Source organism: Aeromonas sp. R6-2, assembly GCF_040908155.1.
Classification (GTDB): Bacteria; Pseudomonadota; Gammaproteobacteria; order Enterobacterales; family Aeromonadaceae; genus Aeromonas; species Aeromonas schubertii.
The window spans coordinates 177,208-197,083 of record NZ_JBFODE010000037.1 but is presented as its reverse complement, the minus strand read 5'-3'; the positions used below and the strand labels follow the sequence as shown (position 1 = coordinate 197,083).

General features: G+C 60.9%; 21 protein-coding genes. 9 read left to right on the top strand and 12 right to left on the bottom strand.

Annotated features, from left to right (window positions below):
- Positions 1-13 precede the first annotated feature (13 nt).
- The 3 genes from yajC to queA form a co-directional block, all read right to left on the bottom strand.
- Complete coding sequence (gene yajC, locus AB5Y48_RS09725; RefSeq protein ID WP_050665051.1) at positions 14-349, bottom strand: preprotein translocase subunit YajC; 336 nt, start codon at positions 347-349, stop codon at positions 14-16.
- Between the two features lie 54 nt (positions 350-403).
- A complete protein-coding gene (gene tgt / locus AB5Y48_RS09720) occupies positions 404-1,540 on the bottom strand; it encodes a tRNA guanosine(34) transglycosylase Tgt (protein ID WP_136613090.1) in 1,137 nt (378 codons plus the stop codon).
- Between the two features lie 71 nt (positions 1,541-1,611).
- On the bottom strand, positions 1,612-2,661 hold the full coding sequence (queA, locus tag AB5Y48_RS09715; RefSeq protein ID WP_368164287.1) for a tRNA preQ1(34) S-adenosylmethionine ribosyltransferase-isomerase QueA: 1,050 nt from the start codon (positions 2,659-2,661) through the stop codon (positions 1,612-1,614).
- A 224-nt stretch (positions 2,662-2,885) separates the two neighbouring features.
- Here queA and AB5Y48_RS09710 point away from each other — a divergent pair, with 224 nt between their 5' ends.
- Positions 2,886-3,332, top strand: coding sequence for a CBS domain-containing protein (locus tag AB5Y48_RS09710; RefSeq protein WP_136613088.1), 447 nt, complete (start codon positions 2,886-2,888; stop codon positions 3,330-3,332).
- A gap of 342 nt (positions 3,333-3,674) precedes the next feature.
- Entirely contained in the window at positions 3,675-4,292 is a 618-nt protein-coding gene (locus AB5Y48_RS09705) for an ACP phosphodiesterase (RefSeq protein ID WP_136613087.1), read from the top strand.
- 12 nt (positions 4,293-4,304) lie between these two features.
- On the opposite strand, the gene AB5Y48_RS09700 is transcribed toward AB5Y48_RS09705, so the two are convergent.
- Together AB5Y48_RS09700 and arsC are read right to left on the bottom strand one after the other, a co-directional pair.
- The gene (locus AB5Y48_RS09700) at positions 4,305-4,688 is read right to left on the bottom strand and encodes a DUF2069 domain-containing protein (RefSeq protein WP_060584709.1); all 384 of its coding nucleotides are present in this window, start codon (positions 4,686-4,688) and stop codon (positions 4,305-4,307) included.
- Complete coding sequence (gene arsC, locus AB5Y48_RS09695; protein ID WP_050665045.1) at positions 4,685-5,035, bottom strand: arsenate reductase (glutaredoxin); 351 nt, start codon at positions 5,033-5,035, stop codon at positions 4,685-4,687. Before arsC ends, AB5Y48_RS09700 begins: the two co-directional genes overlap by 4 nt.
- 67 nt (positions 5,036-5,102) lie before the next feature.
- Between arsC and AB5Y48_RS09690 the strand changes: the two genes are divergently transcribed.
- The gene (locus tag AB5Y48_RS09690) at positions 5,103-5,594 is read left to right on the top strand and encodes a thioredoxin family protein (protein ID WP_082634767.1); all 492 of its coding nucleotides are present in this window, start codon (positions 5,103-5,105) and stop codon (positions 5,592-5,594) included.
- A gap of 43 nt (positions 5,595-5,637) precedes the next feature.
- On the opposite strand, the gene AB5Y48_RS09685 is transcribed toward AB5Y48_RS09690, so the two are convergent.
- Positions 5,638-7,095 (bottom strand): M48 family metalloprotease, encoded by a 1,458-nt coding sequence (locus tag AB5Y48_RS09685; protein WP_050665043.1) that lies wholly within the window; start codon positions 7,093-7,095, stop codon positions 5,638-5,640.
- Between the two features lie 116 nt (positions 7,096-7,211).
- On the opposite strand from AB5Y48_RS09685, the gene AB5Y48_RS09680 reads away from it, so the two are divergent.
- The 3 genes from AB5Y48_RS09680 (at position 7,212) to AB5Y48_RS09670 (ending at position 9,376) form a co-directional block, all read left to right on the top strand.
- Entirely contained in the window at positions 7,212-7,445 is a 234-nt protein-coding gene (locus AB5Y48_RS09680; RefSeq protein WP_050665042.1) for a sulfurtransferase TusA family protein, read from the top strand.
- A complete protein-coding gene (locus AB5Y48_RS09675) occupies positions 7,446-8,516 on the top strand; it encodes an AI-2E family transporter (protein ID WP_050665041.1) in 1,071 nt (356 codons plus the stop codon).
- A 65-nt stretch (positions 8,517-8,581) separates the two neighbouring features.
- Positions 8,582-9,376 (top strand): MipA/OmpV family protein, encoded by a 795-nt coding sequence (locus tag AB5Y48_RS09670; RefSeq protein WP_136613084.1) that lies wholly within the window; start codon positions 8,582-8,584, stop codon positions 9,374-9,376.
- 63 nt (positions 9,377-9,439) lie between these two features.
- Here the strand turns inward: AB5Y48_RS09670 and AB5Y48_RS09665 are convergent, their stop codons facing one another.
- A complete protein-coding gene (locus AB5Y48_RS09665) occupies positions 9,440-10,240 on the bottom strand; it encodes an alpha/beta fold hydrolase (RefSeq protein WP_136613083.1) in 801 nt (266 codons plus the stop codon).
- A 106-nt stretch (positions 10,241-10,346) separates the two neighbouring features.
- On the opposite strand from AB5Y48_RS09665, the gene ppk2 reads away from it, so the two are divergent.
- Entirely contained in the window at positions 10,347-11,150 is an 804-nt protein-coding gene (gene ppk2, locus AB5Y48_RS09660; RefSeq protein ID WP_050665039.1) for a polyphosphate kinase 2, read from the top strand.
- A gap of 83 nt (positions 11,151-11,233) precedes the next feature.
- On the opposite strand, the gene AB5Y48_RS09655 is transcribed toward ppk2, so the two are convergent.
- From AB5Y48_RS09655 to yejK, 5 genes are all read right to left on the bottom strand, one after another.
- Positions 11,234-12,370 (bottom strand): ABC transporter ATP-binding protein, encoded by a 1,137-nt coding sequence (locus AB5Y48_RS09655; RefSeq protein ID WP_050665038.1) that lies wholly within the window; start codon positions 12,368-12,370, stop codon positions 11,234-11,236.
- 63 nt (positions 12,371-12,433) lie between these two features.
- The gene (malG, locus tag AB5Y48_RS09650; RefSeq protein ID WP_050665037.1) at positions 12,434-13,324 is read right to left on the bottom strand and encodes a maltose ABC transporter permease MalG; all 891 of its coding nucleotides are present in this window, start codon (positions 13,322-13,324) and stop codon (positions 12,434-12,436) included.
- A gap of 10 nt (positions 13,325-13,334) precedes the next feature.
- On the bottom strand, positions 13,335-14,984 hold the full coding sequence (malF, locus tag AB5Y48_RS09645) for a maltose ABC transporter permease MalF (RefSeq protein WP_050665036.1): 1,650 nt from the start codon (positions 14,982-14,984) through the stop codon (positions 13,335-13,337).
- Between the two features lie 72 nt (positions 14,985-15,056).
- Positions 15,057-16,238 carry a maltose/maltodextrin ABC transporter substrate-binding protein MalE gene (malE, locus tag AB5Y48_RS09640; protein ID WP_368164286.1) on the bottom strand — a complete coding sequence of 394 codons (1,182 nt, stop codon included), beginning with the start codon at positions 16,236-16,238 and terminating at the stop codon, positions 15,057-15,059.
- A 405-nt stretch (positions 16,239-16,643) separates the two neighbouring features.
- Positions 16,644-17,663: a nucleoid-associated protein YejK gene (yejK, locus tag AB5Y48_RS09635; RefSeq protein WP_060584699.1), complete on the bottom strand. Its 1,020-nt coding sequence runs from the start codon at positions 17,661-17,663 to the stop codon at positions 16,644-16,646.
- Between the two features lie 73 nt (positions 17,664-17,736).
- Between yejK and AB5Y48_RS09630 the strand changes: the two genes are divergently transcribed.
- Complete coding sequence (locus AB5Y48_RS09630) at positions 17,737-17,964, top strand: YejL family protein (protein WP_050665033.1); 228 nt, start codon at positions 17,737-17,739, stop codon at positions 17,962-17,964.
- A 39-nt stretch (positions 17,965-18,003) separates the two neighbouring features.
- Positions 18,004-19,854: a DUF3413 domain-containing protein gene (locus AB5Y48_RS09625; protein ID WP_224159603.1), complete on the top strand. Its 1,851-nt coding sequence runs from the start codon at positions 18,004-18,006 to the stop codon at positions 19,852-19,854.
- The last annotated feature ends 22 nt before the right edge of the window (positions 19,855-19,876 follow it).

Below are 19,876 nucleotides of genomic sequence, written 5' to 3'. Positions count from 1 at the left end.
GCTCCTCGGGAGATTACAGGGACTGGATAGAGCCCTTGGGCAGAACGGCCGTCACGAAGTCACGCTTGATGGTGACCTGGGTCTGATCGTTCAGGGAGAGCAGAATGTAGTCGTTCTCGGCAGAGACCTTGGCGATCTTGCCAACCAGACCACCGGAGGTAAGCACCTCGTCACCCTTGGAGAGGGAGCTCATCAGAGTCTTGTGCTCCTTCACGCGCTTGGCCTGGGGGCGGTAGATCATGAAGTAGAAGATGAGGCCGAACACGGCCAGCATGATGATCATTTCCATACCGCCACCCTGGGGAGCGGCAACACCGGCGTCAGCGTAAGCCTTGGAGATAATGCTCATTTAAAAACCTCTCTGGTCAGTAATAATCCGTGAGTTCAAATAAACGAAGGGGCCTTACTCGGTGGCCGCTTCTGCCAGGGGGGGAACGGGCTTCCCTTGCCGACGGTAAAACTCAGTTACAAAGTCGTCTAATTTACCCTGCTCGATCGCGTCCCGCAAACCCTGCATCACACGTTGGTAGTAGCGCAGGTTGTGGATGGTGTTGAGTCGGGCGCCGAGGATTTCATTACACTTGTCCAGGTGATGCAAGTAGCTACGGCTGTAGTTTTGACAGGTGTAACAGTCGCACTCGGCATCCAGGGGGCTGGTGTCATCCTTGTGCTTGGCATTACGGATCTTGACCACACCGTCGGTGGTGAAAAGATGACCGTTACGGGCGTTGCGGGTCGGCATTACGCAGTCGAACATGTCGATACCGCGACGCACCCCTTCCACCAGATCCTCCGGTTTGCCCACCCCCATCAAATAGCGCGGCTTGTCGGCCGGGATCTTGGGACAGACGTGCTCGAGGATGCGATGCATGTCCTCTTTCGGCTCACCCACGGCGAGACCACCCACGGCGTAGCCGTCGAAACCGATCTCCAGCAAGCCGTCCAGGGAGACGTCGCGCAGGGGCTCATAGACAGAGCCCTGGATGATGCCAAACAGGGCATTCTTGTTGCCCAGCTCGTCGAAACGCTGGCGTGAGCGCTTGGCCCAGCGCAGGGACATCTCCATGGACTTGCGCGCCTCTTCATAGGTCGCGGGATAGGGAGTGCACTCGTCGAAGATCATCACGATATCGGAGCCCAGATCGAACTGGATCTCCATCGACTTCTCGGGGGAGAGGAAGATCTTGTCGCCGTTGATGGGGTGACGGAAGGTGACCCCCTCCTCGGTGATCTTGCGGATGTCGCCGAGGCTGAATACCTGGAAGCCACCGGAGTCGGTCAGGATGGGGCCGTGCCAGTTCATGAAGTCATGCAGATCCCCGTGCAGACGCATCACCTCTTGCCCCGGACGCAGCCAGAGGTGGAAGGTGTTGCCCAGCAGGATCTCGGCACCGCTCTGGCGCACCTCTTCCGGGGTCATCCCCTTGACGGTGCCATAGGTGCCCACCGGCATGAAGGCCGGAGTCTGTACTGTGCCACGCTCAAACACCAGCTGGCCGCGACGGGCGCGCCCATCGGTGGTTTTCAGTTCAAATTTCATCGTTTACCTCGAAAAAGCCAGAGAAACAGTCTGACGGTGTGGGGCTGTGCCCCGCTAGCAGTCGCCGACGGTCAGCGGCTGCGGCGACGGGTGATGAACATGGCATCCCCGTAGCTAAAGAAACGGTACTGCTCGACCACCGCCTCACGGTAGGCCGTCATCACGTTGTCATAGCCGGCGAAGGCGCTGATCAACATGATGAGGGTTGACTCGGGCAGGTGGAAGTTGGTGACCATGGCATCCACCACCTGAAACTCGAACCCCGGGTAGATGAAGATGTCGGTGTCGCTGAAAAAGGGCGCCAACGGCTGGCCCTGGGCCAGGGTCACCCGGGCGGCGCTCTCGAGGGAGCGCACCGAGGTGGTGCCGACGGCGATCACCCGGCCACCCCGGGCCCGGGTTGCGGCGATGGCATCCACCACCTCCTGGGGCACCTCGGCATACTCCGAGTGCATGTGGTGATCTTCAATCTTGTCGACCCGCACCGGCTGGAAGGTGCCCGCCCCCACGTGAAGCGTCACAAAAGCGGTCTCGACGCCCTTGGCGCGGATCTGCTCGAGCAGCGCCTGGTCAAAGTGCAGACCGGCAGTGGGTGCGGCCACCGCACCGGGCTTGGCGTTGTAGACGGTCTGGTAGCGCTCCTTGTCCGCATCCTCATCGGGTCGGTCGATATAGGGGGGCAGCGGCATGTGGCCGATAGCCTCCAGGATCGCCAGCACGGGACGCGGGTCGAGGAAGTGGATCTCGAACAGGGCATCATGACGGGCACGCATCTCGGCCTCTACGCCACCATCCAGGATCAGGCGAGTACCGGGTTTGGGCGCCTTGGAGGCGCGCACATGGGCCAGCACGGCATGATCGCCGATGATCCGCTCGACCAGGACCTCCAGCTTGCCGCCGCTCGCCTTCTGGCCAAACAGACGGGCCGGAATGACGCGGGTGTTATTGAAGACCAGCAGATCGCCGGGATTAAGCAGGTCGAGCACATCGACGAACTGGCCGTGACGGCGCTCACCGCTCTCGCCATCCAGCTGCAGCAGGCGGCTGGCGGTACGCACGGCGGTGGGATATCGAGCGATCAGCTCATCGGGAAGGTCGAAATGGAAATCGGATACTTGCATCGCACACCTCGGAAAACCGGCGGCTAGTCTAGTTATCCCCCCCCTTCGTGGCAACTCAAAATGGCCCCGATTCGCCATCTTTCGACCCGTGGCAACCGTCACCGCTCAATTTTGTGAGCAGGCACAAGTTGCAGCGGTTTTAACAAAATGTCTTGACCTTGATCAATCGCTACCACGCCCCCCCGAGTAATGTGGATCAGGAAGGCAGTAGCGAGGAGGCCGCCATGATCACCCTGTCCGAAATCATGACCGAGAAACCCTTCACCCTGGGACCGGAAAACAGCCTCAAGCAGGCCATCGATCTGATGAACCAGGAGAAAATCCGCCACATTCCCGTCGTCGACGGTGAGCATCAGCTGCTGGGTCTGGTGACCCTGAGCGATGTACTGGCCACCCGGGAGTCCAAGCTCTTTGTTACCACCCAGGAGCGGGAGGCGGAGTTCACCGACAGCGTGCGGCTCGAGGAGCTGATGACCCGCAACGTGGCCTGGGTCGACCCCCACGCGGGGATCAAGGAGGCAGCCCTCTATCTGCAGCGTCACAAATATGGCTGCCTGCCGGTGGTAGAGCGGGGCAAGCTCATCGGCATCGTCACCGACAGCGACTTCATCGGCGTCGCCATCAACCTACTCGAGGTGATGGAGGAGCGGGAGCCTTATGATGATGACTGATCTAAAATAAACGTAATAAAATTACAAAAAATAAAATTTTTGCGCTAAAAAACACCTTATCAACTGAAAGCGTTTCAGTTTGCCAGTTTTATTACAACAACATCTTGCAATGTGAGCCAGATCACACTACTATTCACTCCGCAATATTGCTGAAGGATGGGCTGCGGAGTGTGCTCCCGTTGCGTGTTCTTCCCGTGTGCATGTTTGCAACACCCCATAGTTTGTCTTTGCTGCCCATGGCAGCACTTTGTAAAGCCATTCCTTGTTGATTCTCCGGCCTCTGGCCGGTTTTTTTTTGTCTTCGTATCCGCTAGCCTGAGGGGGTCTGAAACGAGATACCCCATGAACTATCTGGCCCACCTCCATCTGGCAGATCACACCCATACCTCTCCCCTGGGCAATCTGCTGGGAGACTTCGTCAAAGGGCCCCTGGCCGGCGATCTCTCCCCCGAGCTCAGACTCGGCATTCGTCTGCACCGCACCATCGACGGTTTTACCGATAACCACCCCGAACACAGGGCCGCCGTCGCCAGCCTCTCGTCCCCCTGGCGCCGCTATGGTCCCATCCTGATCGACATGCTCTATGACCACTGGCTGAGCCGCCACTGGGCGCGCTTCGCCGCCGATCCCCTGCCTGCCTTTCTCGCCAGGCACTACCGTGCCCTGCTCACCGTGCGTCCCCACCACCCCGGGCACCTCCCGGCCGGGCTCCCCTTGCCCCTGCGCCATATGGCCGAACAAGGGTGGCTGGAGAGTTATGCAGAGTGGGAGGGAACGGCCCGGGCGCTCGACGGGATCGGTCGTCGTCTGCGCCGCCCCCTTCCCCTGGGAGAGGGCGTTCGCGACTTGTCCCTGCCACACAGAGGCGAGATGGAGCAGGGCTTTCTGCGTTTCTATCCCGACCTGATGGCGTTTGCCCTGGGTGAGGCCAAACGGCTGAAACGAGAAGAGGCGGGATAACCCGCCTCTCTCTTACTTCGCCTGCTGTTTCTCTTTCTTTATCCCGAGTCCCAGCTCCCGGCCGCGCAGCCGGGCATAGTAGGTGCAACCCACGAAGGCGATGGTGGCAAGCAGCAGCTCGACCAGCGCCAGAAGGCGTTCCCCCTCGTCCGTGGTGATCAGAGTCAGGGAGTGCAGAAAATAGAACATCAGCACGAAGTTGGCCCAGGCATGGGTATAGGGCTTGCCCAGCAGGATCCCCCGCAGGGGAAAGAGCAGGGGCACCACCCAGATGGTCAGCAGCAGGGTGTTGCTGATCTCCGGATGGGGTGAGAGCCAACCGTGCCACAGCACGACCCAGACCAGCAGCCCCAGATAGCCGAAGAGGGCCAGGATACGGGCAAGGGAGCTCGTCACTTGATGATCTCCAGCACCTGCTCGGGCGGACGACCGATGCGGGCACGCCCGTCACAGACCACGATGGGACGCTCGATAAGCTTGGGATGCTCGGCCATGGCGCGGATCAGGGCATCCCCCGACTGCTCGGCCAGCCCCAACTCACGATAGAGCTCCTCCTTGGTACGCATCAGTTGACGCGGATCGTCAAACCCCAGCAGTACCAACAGCTCACGGATCTCCGCCTCGCCGGGGGCCTGCTCCAGGTAAAGGGTGACGGTGGGCTCAATCCCTTGCTCGGAGAGCAGGGCCAGGGTTTCCCGGCTCTTGGAACAGCGCGGATTGTGGTAAATTCTGACTCGGCTCATGAGGCCTCCCGTGGCAGCTAATCAACGGCCGCCATTGTAGGGGAAACACGTGGAGAAACATAACTGAATGAAACGAATTTGTTGGGCAGTTGTGGCCGGTCTGCTGCTCGGTGGCTGTGGCGAGATCACCCAGTTTGAGAAGGCATCGGGGGCTCGGGTTGCCCTCAGCGAGTTTTATGGTCGCCCCCTGCTGGTCAGCTACTACGCCCCCTGGTGCGCCCCCTGCCAAAGCGAACTTCCCCTGCTGCAGGAGATGGTGACCCGGCGCGGTCTTCAGGTCTTGCTGGTGAGCTATGATGCCACCTCCCAAGAGGAGCTTGGCCGCCAGGGTGCCCCGCTCGCTCCCGAGCTCCCCCTGCTCAGAGCACTGCCCAATGCCAGGCTCCCCTATCCCAAGCCCCGGGCGCTTCCCACCAGCTATCTGCTCGATGCCAGCGGCCAGCTCAAGGAGACCATCACGGGTGAGCTCTCGGCCCGCAAGGTCGATGAGCTGGTCACCACCATGCTCACCCCTCTGCCCCGCCCCGAGCCCTGGATGATCTACAGCTCCAAACAGTAACGACGCGGCCCCTTCACGGGGCCGCCTCTTTCGCTTGTTGACGTTAGCGCTTGAGAGACTCCAGCTCCTTCTGCGCCTGCTCCAATTGGGCGATGCGCGCCTCGATTCGGGCCAGGGTCAGTTTGTCACTGGTCGTGCCTCGCCCCACCACCATCTCGTCGATGGCGGCCTGATAGTCACCGCGCAGGGCCAGTTGCTCGGCCCTCGCCAGGTGCAGGTCGGTCATGCGTCCGGCCTTGCGATAGGCATCGGAAAGCATGCTCCAGGCCAGGCTGTTATCCCCGTGGGCGCGCACATAGGGATCGAGCAGGGCGATGGCCTGCTTGGTCTGGCCACTCTCGAGCAGGGCATTGGCCAGGTTGATGATAACCACCTCGTTGTCGGGCATGCGCCGCTGGGCCGACTTGAGACGGGCGATCGCCTCCTGGCTGCGCCCCTTGGCCATATCGATATCGGTCTGGGTATCGATGACGAAGAGATCTTCAGGGTGGCGGCTCGCCAGCTCCTTCATGATGACATCGGCCTCGTCGTAGCGTTTGAGCTGCACCAACGCCAGTGCCTTGCCATACAGGGCCGCATCCTTGAGGCCATAGTCCCCCTTGGCAAGGCGGGCATCGAAATAGGTGAGCATGCCATCGGCACTCTCGTTACCGTAACGCACCTGAATACGGGCCTTGGCCATCAGGAAGTCGAGGCTGGGGGGCACCCGCCGGGCCTGGTAGCTGGCGGCTCTCGCCCGCGCCTCCGAGATGCGGGTCTCGGGCAGGGGGTGGGTGAGCAGCATCTCGGGGGGTTTGCTGGTATAGCGGTACTCCGCCGCCAGCTTCTGGAAGAAGTTGGCCATTCCCATGGGCTCGAACCCGGCGTCATAGAGGGTCTTCATGCCGATACGGTCGGCCTCGAACTCGTTGTCGCGGGTGTAGTTGATGGCCGACTGCATCGACAAGCCAAGGGTGGTCTGCAGCGCCGCGATACCGGCGGTGGGGTTGATCACCGCGAGCGCAATCGAGCCCACCAAACCGGCCAGAGTCAGGGGGGTATTGCTGGCCTGGGCCTCGAGATAGCGGGCGATGTGGCGCTGGGTCACGTGGGTGATTTCGTGGGCCAGTACCGAGGCGAGCTCGCTCTCGTTGTCGGCATAGAGAAACAGCCCGGTATGCACCTTGACGCGCCCACCGAGAAAGGCGGCGGCGTTGATGCTGCTGTCGTTGACCAGAAAGAAGGTAAAGGGGAAACGTACCCCGTCTGCGTTGGCCAGCAGACGCTGCCCTATGCTGTCGAGGTATTCGCTCAGCACAGGGTCATCGATGACCGGCAGACCGGCACGGGCAAAACGCATGAAGGCATCCCCGTAGCGCACCTCCTGCTCGATGGGCAGGGCCACGACACCGGCGGTCCCGATATCGGGCAACTGATTGCTGGCCAGCGCCGGCGCGGTCGCACCGCTGAGGGCGGCGATCAGCAGGGGAATACTGGCGGCGACGAGGGATTTTCTGGCCACGCTCTCTCTCTCCTTGGGATGGGCCTGCGCAGGATAACCTTGCCATCTGGCCCCCACAAGCGTTGTTTAACACTCGCCGCGGGGCAATAATAGCCTGCCGTCATGAGGGAGAGACGATGGAGAGAGTGGATCTGCGAGCCCTGCGCTGCCCCGAGCCCCTGATCCGGGTCAAACTCTGGTTGCGTGAGGCCGCCACGGGGGAGACGCGCGAGCTGCTGCTCAGCGATCCGGGTTCACGCCGGGATATCCCCCGTTACCTCACCCGAATGGGCCACCACTGGGAGACTTGCGAGGAGTCTGCCGATCATCTGCACTTGCGGGTGCAGGTCTGCCACAAGGAATTGCTCTGAATGTTTGATGTCATCAGGCGCTGGTACAAGTCCCGTTTCTCCGATCCCGATGCGGTCGCCCTCTTCCTGCTGCTGCTCAGCGGCTTCGCCGTCCTCTGGTGGTTTGGCAATCTGCTTGGCCCCTTTCTGGTTGCCCTGGTGCTCGCCTACCTGCTGGAGTGGCCGGTAGCCCGGCTACAACGACTGGGGTTGTCGCGTACCCTCGCCACGGCGCTGGTGGTCACCCTCTTTCTCGCCTGCATGATCATGCTCTTGCTGGGCCTGGTGCCAACCCTGGTCGTACAGGGGATCAACCTGGCCAAGGAGGCGCCCACCATGCTGGCCCACACCCAGGACTTCGTGCGCAACCTGCCGGAGAAGTACCCGGATCTGGTCGACATCTCCCTGGTAGAGAGCGTCATCGACACCATTCGCCAGCGCATTCTCTCTCTGGGGGAGAGCCTGGTCGCCGCCTCCTTAAGCTCGCTGGTGAGCATAGTGACCCTGCTCATCTATCTCATCCTGGTCCCCCTGCTGGTCTTTTTCATGCTCAAAGACAAGCAGGCTCTGCTCGGCGGCCTGCAGCGCTTCCTGCCGCGCAACCGAGCCCTGGTACGCCAGGTGTGGCTGGAGATGAACGACCAGATAGTCAACTACATCCGCGGCAAGGTGATGGAGATCCTTATCGTCGGGGTGGCCACCTATATCCCGTTTGCCTTCCTGGGGCTGCGCTACTCGGCCCTGCTGGCGGTGGCGGTGGGCTTCTCGGTACTCATTCCCTATATAGGGGCCGTGGTGGTGACGGTTCCGGTCGCCATGGTGGGGCTGTTTCAGTGGGGCCTGACTCCCGAATTTGCCTGGTTGATGATCCTCTATCTGGTGATCCAGGCCCTCGACGGCAATGTGCTGGTCCCGGTGCTCTTCTCCGAGGCGGTCAACCTGCACCCGGTCGCCATCATAGTGGCCGTGCTCTTCTTTGGCGGCCTGTGGGGCTTTTGGGGGGTCTTCTTCGCCATCCCGCTGGCCACCCTGGTCAAGGCGGTACTCAATGTCTGGCCCAAGCGCGACGAGCTCCCGCTTAGCCAGGGATAGCCGGCTTCCCACCTGAGGGGGGGCCCGCTACACTGGGGTTCCCCCCTGGCATAAGGAAGTGGCCCATGACCCACACCCCTCGTCTTCTGCTGTTACTCCCCCTGCTCCTGGCGGGGCAGGCCCGGGCCGATATCGATCTCGGCGCCCTGGGCGCCTTCTCCAGTGACAGCCCCACCAGCCCCATTCCCAAGGGATTGGTGCTGGGCGGTGCACTCATCGGTGGCCAGGCACGCTACCAGCACCAGGACGATGCCCTGCTCCCCATTCCGGGCGCCCTCTACTTTGGGGACGACCTCATGTACCTGGGCGATCGGGCCCGCTACTACCTCACCCGGGAGGGGGGCCTGTCGACCTACGCCTTCGGCCGGATGCGCTTTGGCAACCTGGACCCGGATGATGACCCCTTTCTCGGCGGCATGCACAAGCGCAAGGGGGAATTTGAGGCGGGCCTGGGGGCCGATCTCATCACTCCCTATGCCCTGCTGAGCATGCGTGCCACCACAGATGTGACCGGCAACAGCAACGGTCAGGAGGTGATGCTGTGGGCCAACTTCCCCATCATCCGTGGCCCGCTGCTGCTGATGCCGGGGGCCGGTGTGATGCTGCGCAGTCACAATCTCGCCAACTACTACTTTGGCGGCGTCTCACAGGAGGAGGCCAGGGCCGGCCGACCGGCGTGGAACACGGGCACCACCCTCTCCCCCATGGTCTCGCTCATCGGCAGCTATCGATTCAGTGCCAACTGGATTGGCGGCTTTGGTGTCAACTACGAGCGCTATGATGACGATATCGCGCAGAGCCCCATCGTCCAGCACAGGGGCGAGCTCTATGCCGGGATGGGACTCGGCTATATCTGGTGATACCCTCTTCGCCAAGAAAAAAGGAGCCGACGGCTCCTTTTCTTATTCGGGGTTACCCCTCTCTCACAGCTGCGCCAGGAAGTGCATCAACCGCTGGTTGACGAACGCCGGATTCTCCAGGGTAGCGATATGGCCCGCCCCGGGGATCTCCACCAGAGGACACGCCAGCACCTCGGCCATCAGGTAGCCTTCCAGCACGGGGCGCGCCTTGTCCTCACAACCTGTCATCACCAGGGCCGGACAGGGGATCGCTTCGAGCCACTCCATGCGATCGGCGCGGGTGACGAAGCTGCGCCCCACCGCCACCATGGCCGCCACCTTGTCCGCCGGCCAGGCAGCCAGACGGGCCTTGAAACCGGCCATCAGGGCCGGGTCTGGCTGGTTGGCGAAAAACAGTGGCGCCACCTGCTCGACGATGGGTGCCGGAATGGTGCCGAGCTGCTCGATGGCCCCCAGCATGCCGAGGTAGCGCTCGCAGGTGATCTGGGGCTCGAGGCCGACGAAGGTATCCATCAACACCAGCCCCTTGATGCGCTCTGGCACCATCCTGGCCAGCTCTACCCCCCACATGCCACCGATGGAGAGACCCACCAGGATAAACTCCCCGACGCCGAGGGCATCGAGCAGGGCCAGATGATCCCGGGCGAGATCCGCCAGGGTGAGGCGCCCGGCCGCCAGGCCATCGGACTCCCCGTGTCCCCACAGCTCGGGGACGATGCAGCGATACTGCCCCTTGAGGGCCTCCACCTGGGGCGCCCACATGGCGCTGTCCCACAGGTAGCTGTGGCCAAACAGGATGACGGGGCCCTGGCCCTCGTCCAGATAGGCGAGACTGCGCCCGCCGAGCTCGATCCGCTGTTTCATCGATAGATCCATTCTCATGACAGGTGCGGCAGTTTAGCACAGGGAGACTGGTCACCCCTGCTCCGATTAGTGCATGCTCATCAGAGACCGACAAGGAGAGAGAAGGATGGCCAAAGAGAAGATCAAACGGCTCGACAAGAAGCTCTACGAGCACCACCTTGCCCATCTGCAGGAGGAGCTGGTCAAGCTGCAGGAGTGGGTCAAGCAGGAGCACCTCAAGGTGGTGGTGCTGTTCGAGGGACGCGACGCCGCCGGCAAGGGGGGGGTCATCAAGGCGATCACCGAGCCGCTCAACCCCCGGGTCTGCCGGGTCACCGCCCTGCCCGCCCCCTCGGACAGAGAGCGCTCCCAATGGTACTTTCAACGCTATGTCGCCCACCTGCCGGCCGCCGGCGAGATGGTGCTGTTTGACCGCTCCTGGTATAACCGGGCCGGGGTCGAACGGGTGATGGGCTTTTGCAGCGACGAGGAGTACCGGGAGTTTCTGCGCGCCTGCCCCGAGTTCGAGCGGATGCTGATCCGCGCCGGCATCATCCTCATCAAGTACTGGTTCTCGGTGAGCGATGAGGAGCAGGAGAAGCGCTTCAAGGAGCGCATCAACACCCCCATCAAGCGCTGGAAGTTCAGCCCCATGGATCTGCAGTCCCGCTCCCGCTGGGCCGAATACTCCCGGGCCAAGGATGACATGTTCACCTACACAGATACCCAGGACAGCCCCTGGTTCGTGGTGGATGCCGATGACAAGCGGCGGGCCCGGCTCAACTGCATCACCCACCTGCTCTCCAAGATCCCCTACGAGGCGATCCAGTACGAGAAGATAAAGCTGCCGCCCATCAATCAGGAAGGGTACGAGCGGCCCCCCATCACCAGCCAGACCTTTGTGCCGGATATCACCGCCGAGCTGCAATAAAAAGCCGGCCCAAGGGCCGGCAAAAGTGATAACACTGCATTGGAAATCCGAACTCCCGGCCCTCCTGGCCGGGAGCTTGCACCTTAGGTGCGGTTGTAACGGGCGGTACGGGGGAAGGCCCGCTCCTTGGCGTCGAACAGGTAGCAGGCTTCGGCCGGGATCCCGACGCTGAACTGCTGGCGCGCCTCGACCTCCAGGTCCGCATTGGCCTTGACGGTAAAGTCGTGACCATCCACCTCCATGTAGACGAAGGACTCGGCCCCCAGGTGCTCGGCCACCTGTACCGTGCCGGTCACCACGCTGTGGGCGTGGTCGTGGTCGGTCGCCACCAGATGCTCGGGGCGCACCCCCAGCTCCACGGCATCCCCCACCTGGCCGCGACGGGCATCGACCCGGGCGCGCACCTTGTCCCCCGTGGTCAGGGTCACCACACACTCCTGCTCACCGATCTCGGTCAGGGTCCCCTTGAGGAAGTTCATCTTGGGAGAGCCGATGAAACCGGCCACGAACTTGTTGTCCGGGTTGTGGTAGAGCTCGAGCGGGGTACCAAACTGCTCCAGGTTGCTCTCGGCCTCACCCTTGAGGGGGCTCAGCACCACGATACGGTTGGCCAGGGTCATGGCCTCGACCTGATCGTGGGTCACATAGATGATGGTGGAGTTGAGTTCCTTGTGCAGCTTGGCGATCTCGATACGCATCTTGACCCGCAGGGCGGCGTCGAGGTTGGAGAGCGGCTCGTCGAACAGGAACACCTGGGGCTGCTGAACGATGGAGCGACCGATGGCCACCCGCTGACGCTGACCGCCGGAGAGAGCCTTGGGCTTGCGCTCGAGCAGCGGCTCTAGGCCGAGGATCTCGGCGGCGCGCATCACCCGCTTGTGGATGGTCTCCTTGTCCATCTTCTTGAGCTTGAGGCCGAAGGCCATGTTCTCGTAGATGTTCATGTGCGGATAGAGGGCGTAGGACTGGAACACCATGCCCACGTTGCGCTCGACCGGCGGGACATCGTTCATGTAACGACCACCGATGGAGAGCTCGCCGCTGGTGATATCCTCCAGACCCGCGATCATCCGCAGCAGGGTGGACTTACCGCAGCCGGACGGGCCGACGAAGACGATAAACTCCCCTTCCTTGATGTCCAGGTTGATGTTGCGCAGGGTGTCCTTGTGGACCGCCGGATCGTAGTTCTTGCGAACGCTTTTAAGTACAACTTCTGCCATGACAGGCTCCGCTCAAAAATCGTTTTAACCTGGCGGCGGGCACTCCCGCCGCCTGTGAATGCATCAGCCCTTGACGCCGCCCGCCGTCAGACCACCCACCAGCCAGCGCTGGGCCAGCAGGAAGACGACCGTGATGGGGAAGCCGGAGAGCACGGCCGCCGCGGCGAAGTCACCCCACAGGTAGTTCTGGGGGTAGAGGTATTGCTGGGCACCGACCGCCAGGGTCAGGCTGTTCACATCCGACAACAGGATGGAGGCCATGGGCACCTCGGTGATCGACCCGATGAAGGCGAGGATGAAGACCACCGCCAGGATCGGCACCGACAGGGGCAGCAGGATCAGGCGGAACGCCTGCCACGGCGTGGCGCCGTCGATGGCCGCCGCCTCTTCCAGGGAGGAGTCGATGGTCTCGAAGTAGCCCTTGATGGTCCACACGTGCAGGGCAATCCCCCCCATGTAGGCCAAAATCAGGCCGCCATGGGTGTTGAGCCCGAGCCAGGGGATGTATTCACCAATCTTGTTAAACAGGGCGTAGATGGCCACCAGCGCCAGCACGGCCGGGAACATCTGGAACACCAGCATCCCCTTGAGGATGGTGGCCTTGCCACGGAAACGCAGACGGGCGAAGGCGTAGGCGCAGGTGGTGGAGAGCACCACGATAAACAGGGCGGTAAGGCCCGCTATCTTGATGGAGTTCCACAGCCAGGTCAGCACCGGGAACGGCGGCGGGGTGATGCTGCCGTCCGGATTGGTGACCGGGATGCCCAGCGCCAGCCGCCAGTGATCCAGGGTCGGATTGGTGGGGATGATCTCCCCCACCGAGAAGTTGCCGTTTCTAAAGGAAATGGCGATGACCATGATCAGCGGGAAGATGATCAGCGCCACGAAGCTCCACATCACCAGATGGGTGGCCCAGACCCGATACTTCACCGATTTGGGTTGTACGATTGCCATGGGTCTCTCCTTAGATCTTGTCCGCTTTGGTCAGCTTCAGGTTGAGCAGGGCCAGTGCACCGACAATCAGGAAGATGGCGGTGGCGATGGCGCTGGCCAGACCGTAGTCCTGACCGCCCGATCCCTGGAACGCGATCCGGTAGGTGTAGCTCACCAAGAGATCCGTGGTCCCGGCCGGGGTGGTGGCACCTATGATGTCCGGCGCCCCGTTGGTGAGCAGCTGGATCAAGACGAAGTTATTGAAGTTGAAGGCGAACGACGCAATCAGCAGGGGCGTCAGCGGCTTCATCAACAGGGGTACTGTGATCTTGAAGAAGTTCTGGATGGGACCGGCTCCGTCCATGGCGGAGGCCTCGTAGAGATCCTCCGGGATGGCCTTGAGCAGACCCATGCAGAGGATCATCATGTAGGGATAACCCAGCCAGGTGTTGACGATGAGGATCATGGTCTTGGCCAGCATGGGACTGGTGTACCAGTCCGGCTTGATGCCGAAGGCCGCCTCGAGGAAGAGGTTGATCTCACCGAAGTTCTGGTTGAACAGGCCCTTGAACACCAGGATCGAGATGAACGCCGGGATCGCATAGGGCAGGATCAGCATGACCCGATAGAAGCCGCGCCCCTTGAGCTCTTCCCACTGCACCAGACAAGCCAGCACCATGCCGATGGCGAGGGTGAAGGCGACCGAACAGGCGGAGAAGATAACGGTCCAGATAAAGATCTGCAGGAAGGGCCCCTGGATACCCGGGTCCGTGACGATACGGGCAAAGTTCTTCCAGCCGACGGCGACCACGAAGCCTGGGGCGACGCTCTTGCCGACAAACTGACCCTGCTCGTCGATGTACTGGTAGAAACCGGTCTCCTGATTGGGCAGCATCAGCTGACCGCTCTGGTTGTCGCGCAGCAGGTTGCCATCCTTGATGACCACTCCGGACTTGAGCACGGCACCGTCGGTCAAACGGCTGTATTGGCTCTTCTGAGCGGCGAACTTGCGCAGGCTGCTCATGGTCAGGGTGACACCGTCCGGCAGACGCAGGCTGAGACGATTAAGGTCGCTGCGATGGCTCACAATCTCGCGGATCGGGGCCGCTGTCGCGGTGACCTCGCCGGTCACCGGCTGCAGAGGCACCTCTTTGGCATCGCCGGCGGCGACACCCTGCTTGGTGGCCAGATCCAGCGTCTTGTTGTCCATCAGGCTCAGCGGATGGCTGATAAAGGCTTGGTCTCCCTGTTTCAGCAGCAGCTGAAACTGATTGTTTTCACCACTAACCAGGGTGAAATCGTACTCACCGCCCTGCACCTTGTAGGTTTTTTTGAGGTGATACTCCCGGGCCTGCTCCATGGAGAGGAGGTTGGCACCCGAGTAGTTGGTGAAGGCGATGCCGATCGTGTAGGCAAGAGGGAAGATGATAAAAACAACCATGCCGGCCACACCGGGGAAAATGTAGCGGTGGGCATAGGTCTTCTTGTTCATGAAGACATAGAGTCCGACAGAGACGACCACCAGGTCGAGCAGGGCAAATACCCACTCGCCGCTGGCATACATCATGACTGCCGCATAACCATTGAGGACGGCAACCAGGGCCGCCATGGTCCACTTCAGCCAGACATACTTGTCTTTCTTCGGACCGGCATAGGATTCGATAGAAGGTACTACTTCCATGCCAATTAACCTTTATAACGCCAAGAGAGTAGAGGGTGCGGGAGGCAGTTGGCCTCCCGCGGGGTGGTGCAATTACTGAACGATACGCTTGGCAGCAGTATCCAGAGCCTCGTCAACACGCTGACGGCCAGAGGTGACGTTCTTCAGCGCGGTCTCAAAGGAGGACCAGAAGCGGCTCATTTCCGGTACGGACGGCATCGGCTCGCCGGCCTGGGCGTTGGCCATGGTGGCCTTGATGCGGGCATCGGCTTCCAGGGTCTTCTGGAAGGACTTGAGCGCCACGGCACCCAGGGGCTTGTCGGCGTTCATCGGCGCCAGACCGCCATCGGTCAGCAGGTAGTTCTCGAGGAACTCGATGGCCAGATCCTTGTTCGGGCTGGCGGCGTTGATGGTGGCACCCAGCACGCCCACGAAGGCCTTGGCCGGTTTGCCATTCAGGGTCGGCAGCGGAGCGACGCCATACTTCAGACCAGTCTTGTCCAGGTTGCTCCAGGCCCAGGGGCCGTTGATCATCATGGCCACTTCGCCCTTGTTGAACTTGGCATCCATCACACCGTAGTCGATGCCCTTCTCCAGGTTGCCGTTCTTGATCATGTCGGAGATATATTTGACGCCCGCCTTGGCACCGGCATTGGCCACACCAGTGTCTTTCACGTCATAACCGGTGGCCGTTTTCTTGAAGGCATAACCCCCGTTGGCCGCTACCAGCGGATAGCTGAAGTAGGGGGTGTCATAGGCCCACATGATGGCGCGCTTGCCATCTTTCTTCAGCTTCTCGTCGATCTGGGCGATCTCTTCGAAGGTCTTCGGCGGCTCGGGCAGCAGATCCTTGTTATAGATGAGGCTCACGGCTTCGACAGCCACCGGATACCCGTAGACCTTGCCATCGACCGTCATGGCGTCCCAGGCAAACTGCTCAAACTTGGCCTTCTCGGCATCGCTCGGGGTGACAGGCACCAGCAGACCGGACTTGACCCACTCACCGTAACGGTCGTGAGCCCAGAAGAAGATGTCCGGACCGTTGCCGGTGGAGGCGGCCTGCTGGAACTTCACTTCTACCTGATCCGGGTGAGCCACGGTCACCTTGACGCCGGTCTCGGCCTCGAACTTCTTGCCGATTTCAGCCAGACCATTGTAGCCCTTGTCACCGTTGATCCAGATGGTCAGCTGACCCTCCTCGATGGCAGCGGTCGCAGTACCGGCAACACCCAGGGTGGCCAGAGCAATCAGGGAGGAGATCAATTTCTTTTTCATGAGCCTTTCCTTGTCGTGGGACAGCGAAGAGTGTCGACGCTGCAAATAACTGTGTGTGCGGGGCTCATAGTAGCCGATGCCAATTTTGACTCACATGACGCAACTCGCATTTTTTGAAATGCAATTACGTCTTTTCTTCCAATAACTTATGAAAGCATTTTCAATACCTGGGCAATATCGTGATTGAGATCTCATGTAACGAAATGAAACAGGGAAAATAATTACCATAAAGAAATTAAATTACACAAATGAAAGGGTTTTCAAATAACTGAAAACCCTTTCATCTGCGTGATGAGCGTATTTTGTTACTAAAAGCCGCAGAGGAATTTCCAACTCGCCCTGCGGCAGGCATCAAAAAGCCCCCGGATGGGGGCTTTCGGTGTATTTGTGATCTCAATCACGTCATCAGCCTTGGCGCAACAGCTGGTCCTTGAGATTGGGCGGCACCCCCTTGACGGTCAGGGTATCCGTATCGGGATCGTAGAAGACCCGGCTGCCGAGCAGCTTCTGATCGAAACTCAGGGTGAGCCCGCCCCCGGACCCCACAAACTTGGTCAGGCCGCGCAAGGTGCTGCGATCGACCGGGAAACGCTCCTCGAGCTGGTACTCATCACCGACGAAGCTGTAGAAGTCGAGATCGTCCTTGCCGGGCAACTCGGCCGACAGCTCCCGCAGCTCGATCTCCTCACCGGCGCTCGCCTGTTCAGTGCAATATTTAAACACCTGCTTCTTGTATTCACGGCTCTCCTCGGCGGGCATCTGCCGAGTCTCGCAATACTCCTCAACCGCCTGCAGCAGCCCCTTGTTTTGCAACTTGGGATCCATCCCCTCACGGATACCGAACAGCTCGATAAAGAGATCCCCCAATTTACGTCCAACCCGCCCCTTGCTGAAGGTGACATAACGGCGCGAGTCGCCCTGGGTTTGCCACTCGGTGAGATCGACCCGGGCCACCAGATTCATCTTGCCGATGTCGAGATACTGGATGTGGCGCAGCTCCAGGCGGTCGCTCACGGTCACGCTCTCCTTGCTGTCGAGCAGCGCCAGCAGCAGGTAATCCACCCCCACATACTGGTAGCGCGCCACCAACAGCACGCCATGCTCGTCGAGGCCATGGCGAACCAGCGTCTCAACCAGGGCACCGGTCAACTGCTCGGAGAAGGGGACAAAATCGAGCGCCCCCTGGCGCAGGGCCGTCAGTGCGTCACGAAACCGGGGATCCGGTGCCTCCTCCTCATCGGTGGCGGCGGGGAAGTAACCAAACCCCTTGCCCCCCTTGCCGTTGTAGATGCGGTGCAACTCGGCCATCAGCCCCTGCACGGCATCGTCGACGACCAGCAGCTGAGAGTGGGAATCCGCCCGGGGACGGCCTTCGGCGTCCAGTCGCAGGGAGTGAAGGATGATCTTGTCGATATCGAGACTCATGTCACAAAGCCATAGTGTTAGCCAAGAGGGTGGGGTATTATAAGGCGCTTTGAACCGAGATGAATCCAAGATTATGCCCATCGTATCAAAGTACAAAAACGAGCAGTTTGACGCCCTGATGAACGATCTCATCGCCGTGCTGGAACAGCACAAGGCCCCGGTGGATCTCAGCCTCATGGTGCTGGGCAATCTCGCCACCAATATCATCAACGAACTGCCCCAGGCACAACGCCAGGCCATCGCCGACAAGTTCGTGCAGGCCCTGACCGCCTCCGTGGACAAAGGCAACCAGCCCCACTGAGCTTCCGGTCCGTATCCAACCTGAACCTGATGGACGAGTATGGTCGAAACCGGTAACCCCTATCGTGATAATGTCTCTCGCCTGATCACCTGGGGACATTGGTTCTGCTTCTTTAATATTCTGCTGGCCATGCTGATCGCCACCCGCTATCTGGGCGCGATCCCCTGGCCGTCGACCACACTCGGAGTTGCCTATCTGGTGGTCAGCTGGATCGGCCACTTCTCGTTTCTCGGCTTCGTCACCTATCTGCTCACCATCTTCCCCTTAAGCTTCGTGCTGCCAAAGGAGAAGGTGCTGCGCTTCAGTGCCGTGGTGGTCAGCACGCTCGCACTGCTGTTACTGCTGCTCGACACCCAGATCTTCCGGCTCTTCAAGTTTCACCTCAACGGCCAGATGTGGCCGCTGCTGCTGGAGCAGGCCCAGACCGAGGAGGGGACCAGCTGGAGCATGCTCTTCATCGCCGTGCCCAGCCTGCTGCTGATCGAGCTGCTGCTCTCGGCCTACACCTGGCGCAAGATCAACAAGCGCAAGCGTCGCCAGTATGGCAATCACGTAGGCGTACTGCTGCTTATCTGCTTCATGTTGACCCACCTGGTCAACAGCTGGGCCGATGCCACTCTCTATCAACCGATAACGGCCCAGAAGGCCAACTTCCCTCTCTCCTATCCCATGACGGCCCGCACCTTCCTGGCCAAGCATGGCTGGCTGGATCTGGCCGAGTTCGAGAAGGCGGCCAAGAGCCAGCAGGAGAGCGAGGGCAATGAACGGCTGCGCTACCCCCTGCGTACCCTGAGCGTCGATGTCCCGGAGCAGCGTTACAACCTGCAGGTCGTCGTGGTCGACTCCCTGCGCTTTGACATGCTCAACAACATCAACATGCCGAATCTGCAGCGCTTTGCCGATCAGCATCTGCTCTACCGCTCCCACCTCTCCGGTGGCAACGGCAATCTCAGCGGCCTCTTTACCCTCTTCTACGGACTGCCGGGCCACTACATGGCCGACATGGGTCGGGAGAAGCGCCCTCCCCTGCTGTTCGACGAAATGCTGCGCCAGGATTATCAATTCGGCCTCTTTGGCCCGCTGGCCTCCGAGCGTCAGTATCGCAATACCTTGCTGGCCGGCTTGCGCAAACCTGTCTTCATCTCCCAGCAGCCGCAAGATGGCGCCCTGCTCGAGCAATGGGGAGCCTGGCTGGAGAAAAACAGCGACGAGCGTCCCTGGTTCTCCCTGCTCTATCTCACCTCGGTCGGCCGTTACAGCACGCCAGAGCAGTTCCAGGGTCCCTTCCAGCCGACGCTCAAGCAGTTCAATCCGGCCACGGCCTACCGTAAAGAGAACCGTCAGCGGCTGGAGAACAGTTACAAAAACGCCGTCTTCTACGTCGACCAGCTGCTCGAGCAGCTCACCAACCGGCTCCAGCAACAGGGCGTGCTCGACAAGACCATCGTCATCATCACCTCCGACCATGGCATGGAGTTCAACGACACCGGACGCAACAACTGGGGTTATGGCAACAACTTCTCCCCATACCAGGTACAGGTGCCTCTGGTCATCGCCTGGCCCGGCATGCAACCGGCCGTGATGACCCAGGACACCAGTCATCTGGATCTCGCCCCCACCCTGATGCAGGGCATGCTGGGGGTGCGCAATGCCCCTCGGGACTACGCCAGCGGGCAATCCCTCTTCATGCCCGGCAATCGCAGCTGGACACTGAGCGGAGACGGCCAGGAGTTTGCCATCTATCAAGGGGATGTGATCACCCACTTCGACAAACGGGGTGACTTCGAGCTGCTGCACCGAAGCGACTACACGCCCCTGCGCCACACCAACCCCGACATGGGGGTATTGGTGCAGGTGATGAACGAACTCAACCGCTTCTATCGCCAATAATCCACACCCCGCCACGGCGGGG

Bases quoted from the DNA above. Each gene is read 5' to 3' on its own strand.
- yajC (WP_050665051.1), bottom strand. From the start codon at position 349: ATGAGCATTATCTCCAAGGCTTACGCTGACGCCGGTGTTGCCGCTCCC.
- tgt (WP_136613090.1), bottom strand. From the start codon at position 1,540: ATGAAATTTGAACTGAAAACCACCGATGGGCGCGCCCGTCGCGGCCAG.
- queA (WP_368164287.1), bottom strand. From the start codon at position 2,661: ATGCAAGTATCCGATTTCCATTTCGACCTTCCCGATGAGCTGATCGCT.
- AB5Y48_RS09710 (WP_136613088.1), top strand. From the start codon at position 2,886: ATGATCACCCTGTCCGAAATCATGACCGAGAAACCCTTCACCCTGGGA.
- AB5Y48_RS09705 (WP_136613087.1), top strand. From the start codon at position 3,675: ATGAACTATCTGGCCCACCTCCATCTGGCAGATCACACCCATACCTCT.
- arsC (WP_050665045.1), bottom strand. From the start codon at position 5,035: ATGAGCCGAGTCAGAATTTACCACAATCCGCGCTGTTCCAAGAGCCGG.
- AB5Y48_RS09690 (WP_082634767.1), top strand. From the start codon at position 5,103: ATGAAACGAATTTGTTGGGCAGTTGTGGCCGGTCTGCTGCTCGGTGGC.
- AB5Y48_RS09680 (WP_050665042.1), top strand. From the start codon at position 7,212: ATGGAGAGAGTGGATCTGCGAGCCCTGCGCTGCCCCGAGCCCCTGATC.
- AB5Y48_RS09675 (WP_050665041.1), top strand. From the start codon at position 7,446: ATGTTTGATGTCATCAGGCGCTGGTACAAGTCCCGTTTCTCCGATCCC.
- AB5Y48_RS09670 (WP_136613084.1), top strand. From the start codon at position 8,582: ATGACCCACACCCCTCGTCTTCTGCTGTTACTCCCCCTGCTCCTGGCG.
- AB5Y48_RS09665 (WP_136613083.1), bottom strand. From the start codon at position 10,240: ATGAAACAGCGGATCGAGCTCGGCGGGCGCAGTCTCGCCTATCTGGAC.
- ppk2 (WP_050665039.1), top strand. From the start codon at position 10,347: ATGGCCAAAGAGAAGATCAAACGGCTCGACAAGAAGCTCTACGAGCAC.
- AB5Y48_RS09655 (WP_050665038.1), bottom strand. From the start codon at position 12,370: ATGGCAGAAGTTGTACTTAAAAGCGTTCGCAAGAACTACGATCCGGCG.
- malG (WP_050665037.1), bottom strand. From the start codon at position 13,324: ATGGCAATCGTACAACCCAAATCGGTGAAGTATCGGGTCTGGGCCACC.
- malF (WP_050665036.1), bottom strand. From the start codon at position 14,984: ATGGAAGTAGTACCTTCTATCGAATCCTATGCCGGTCCGAAGAAAGAC.
- malE (WP_368164286.1), bottom strand. From the start codon at position 16,238: ATGAAAAAGAAATTGATCTCCTCCCTGATTGCTCTGGCCACCCTGGGT.
- yejK (WP_060584699.1), bottom strand. From the start codon at position 17,663: ATGAGTCTCGATATCGACAAGATCATCCTTCACTCCCTGCGACTGGAC.
- AB5Y48_RS09630 (WP_050665033.1), top strand. From the start codon at position 17,737: ATGCCCATCGTATCAAAGTACAAAAACGAGCAGTTTGACGCCCTGATG.
- AB5Y48_RS09625 (WP_224159603.1), top strand. From the start codon at position 18,004: ATGGTCGAAACCGGTAACCCCTATCGTGATAATGTCTCTCGCCTGATC.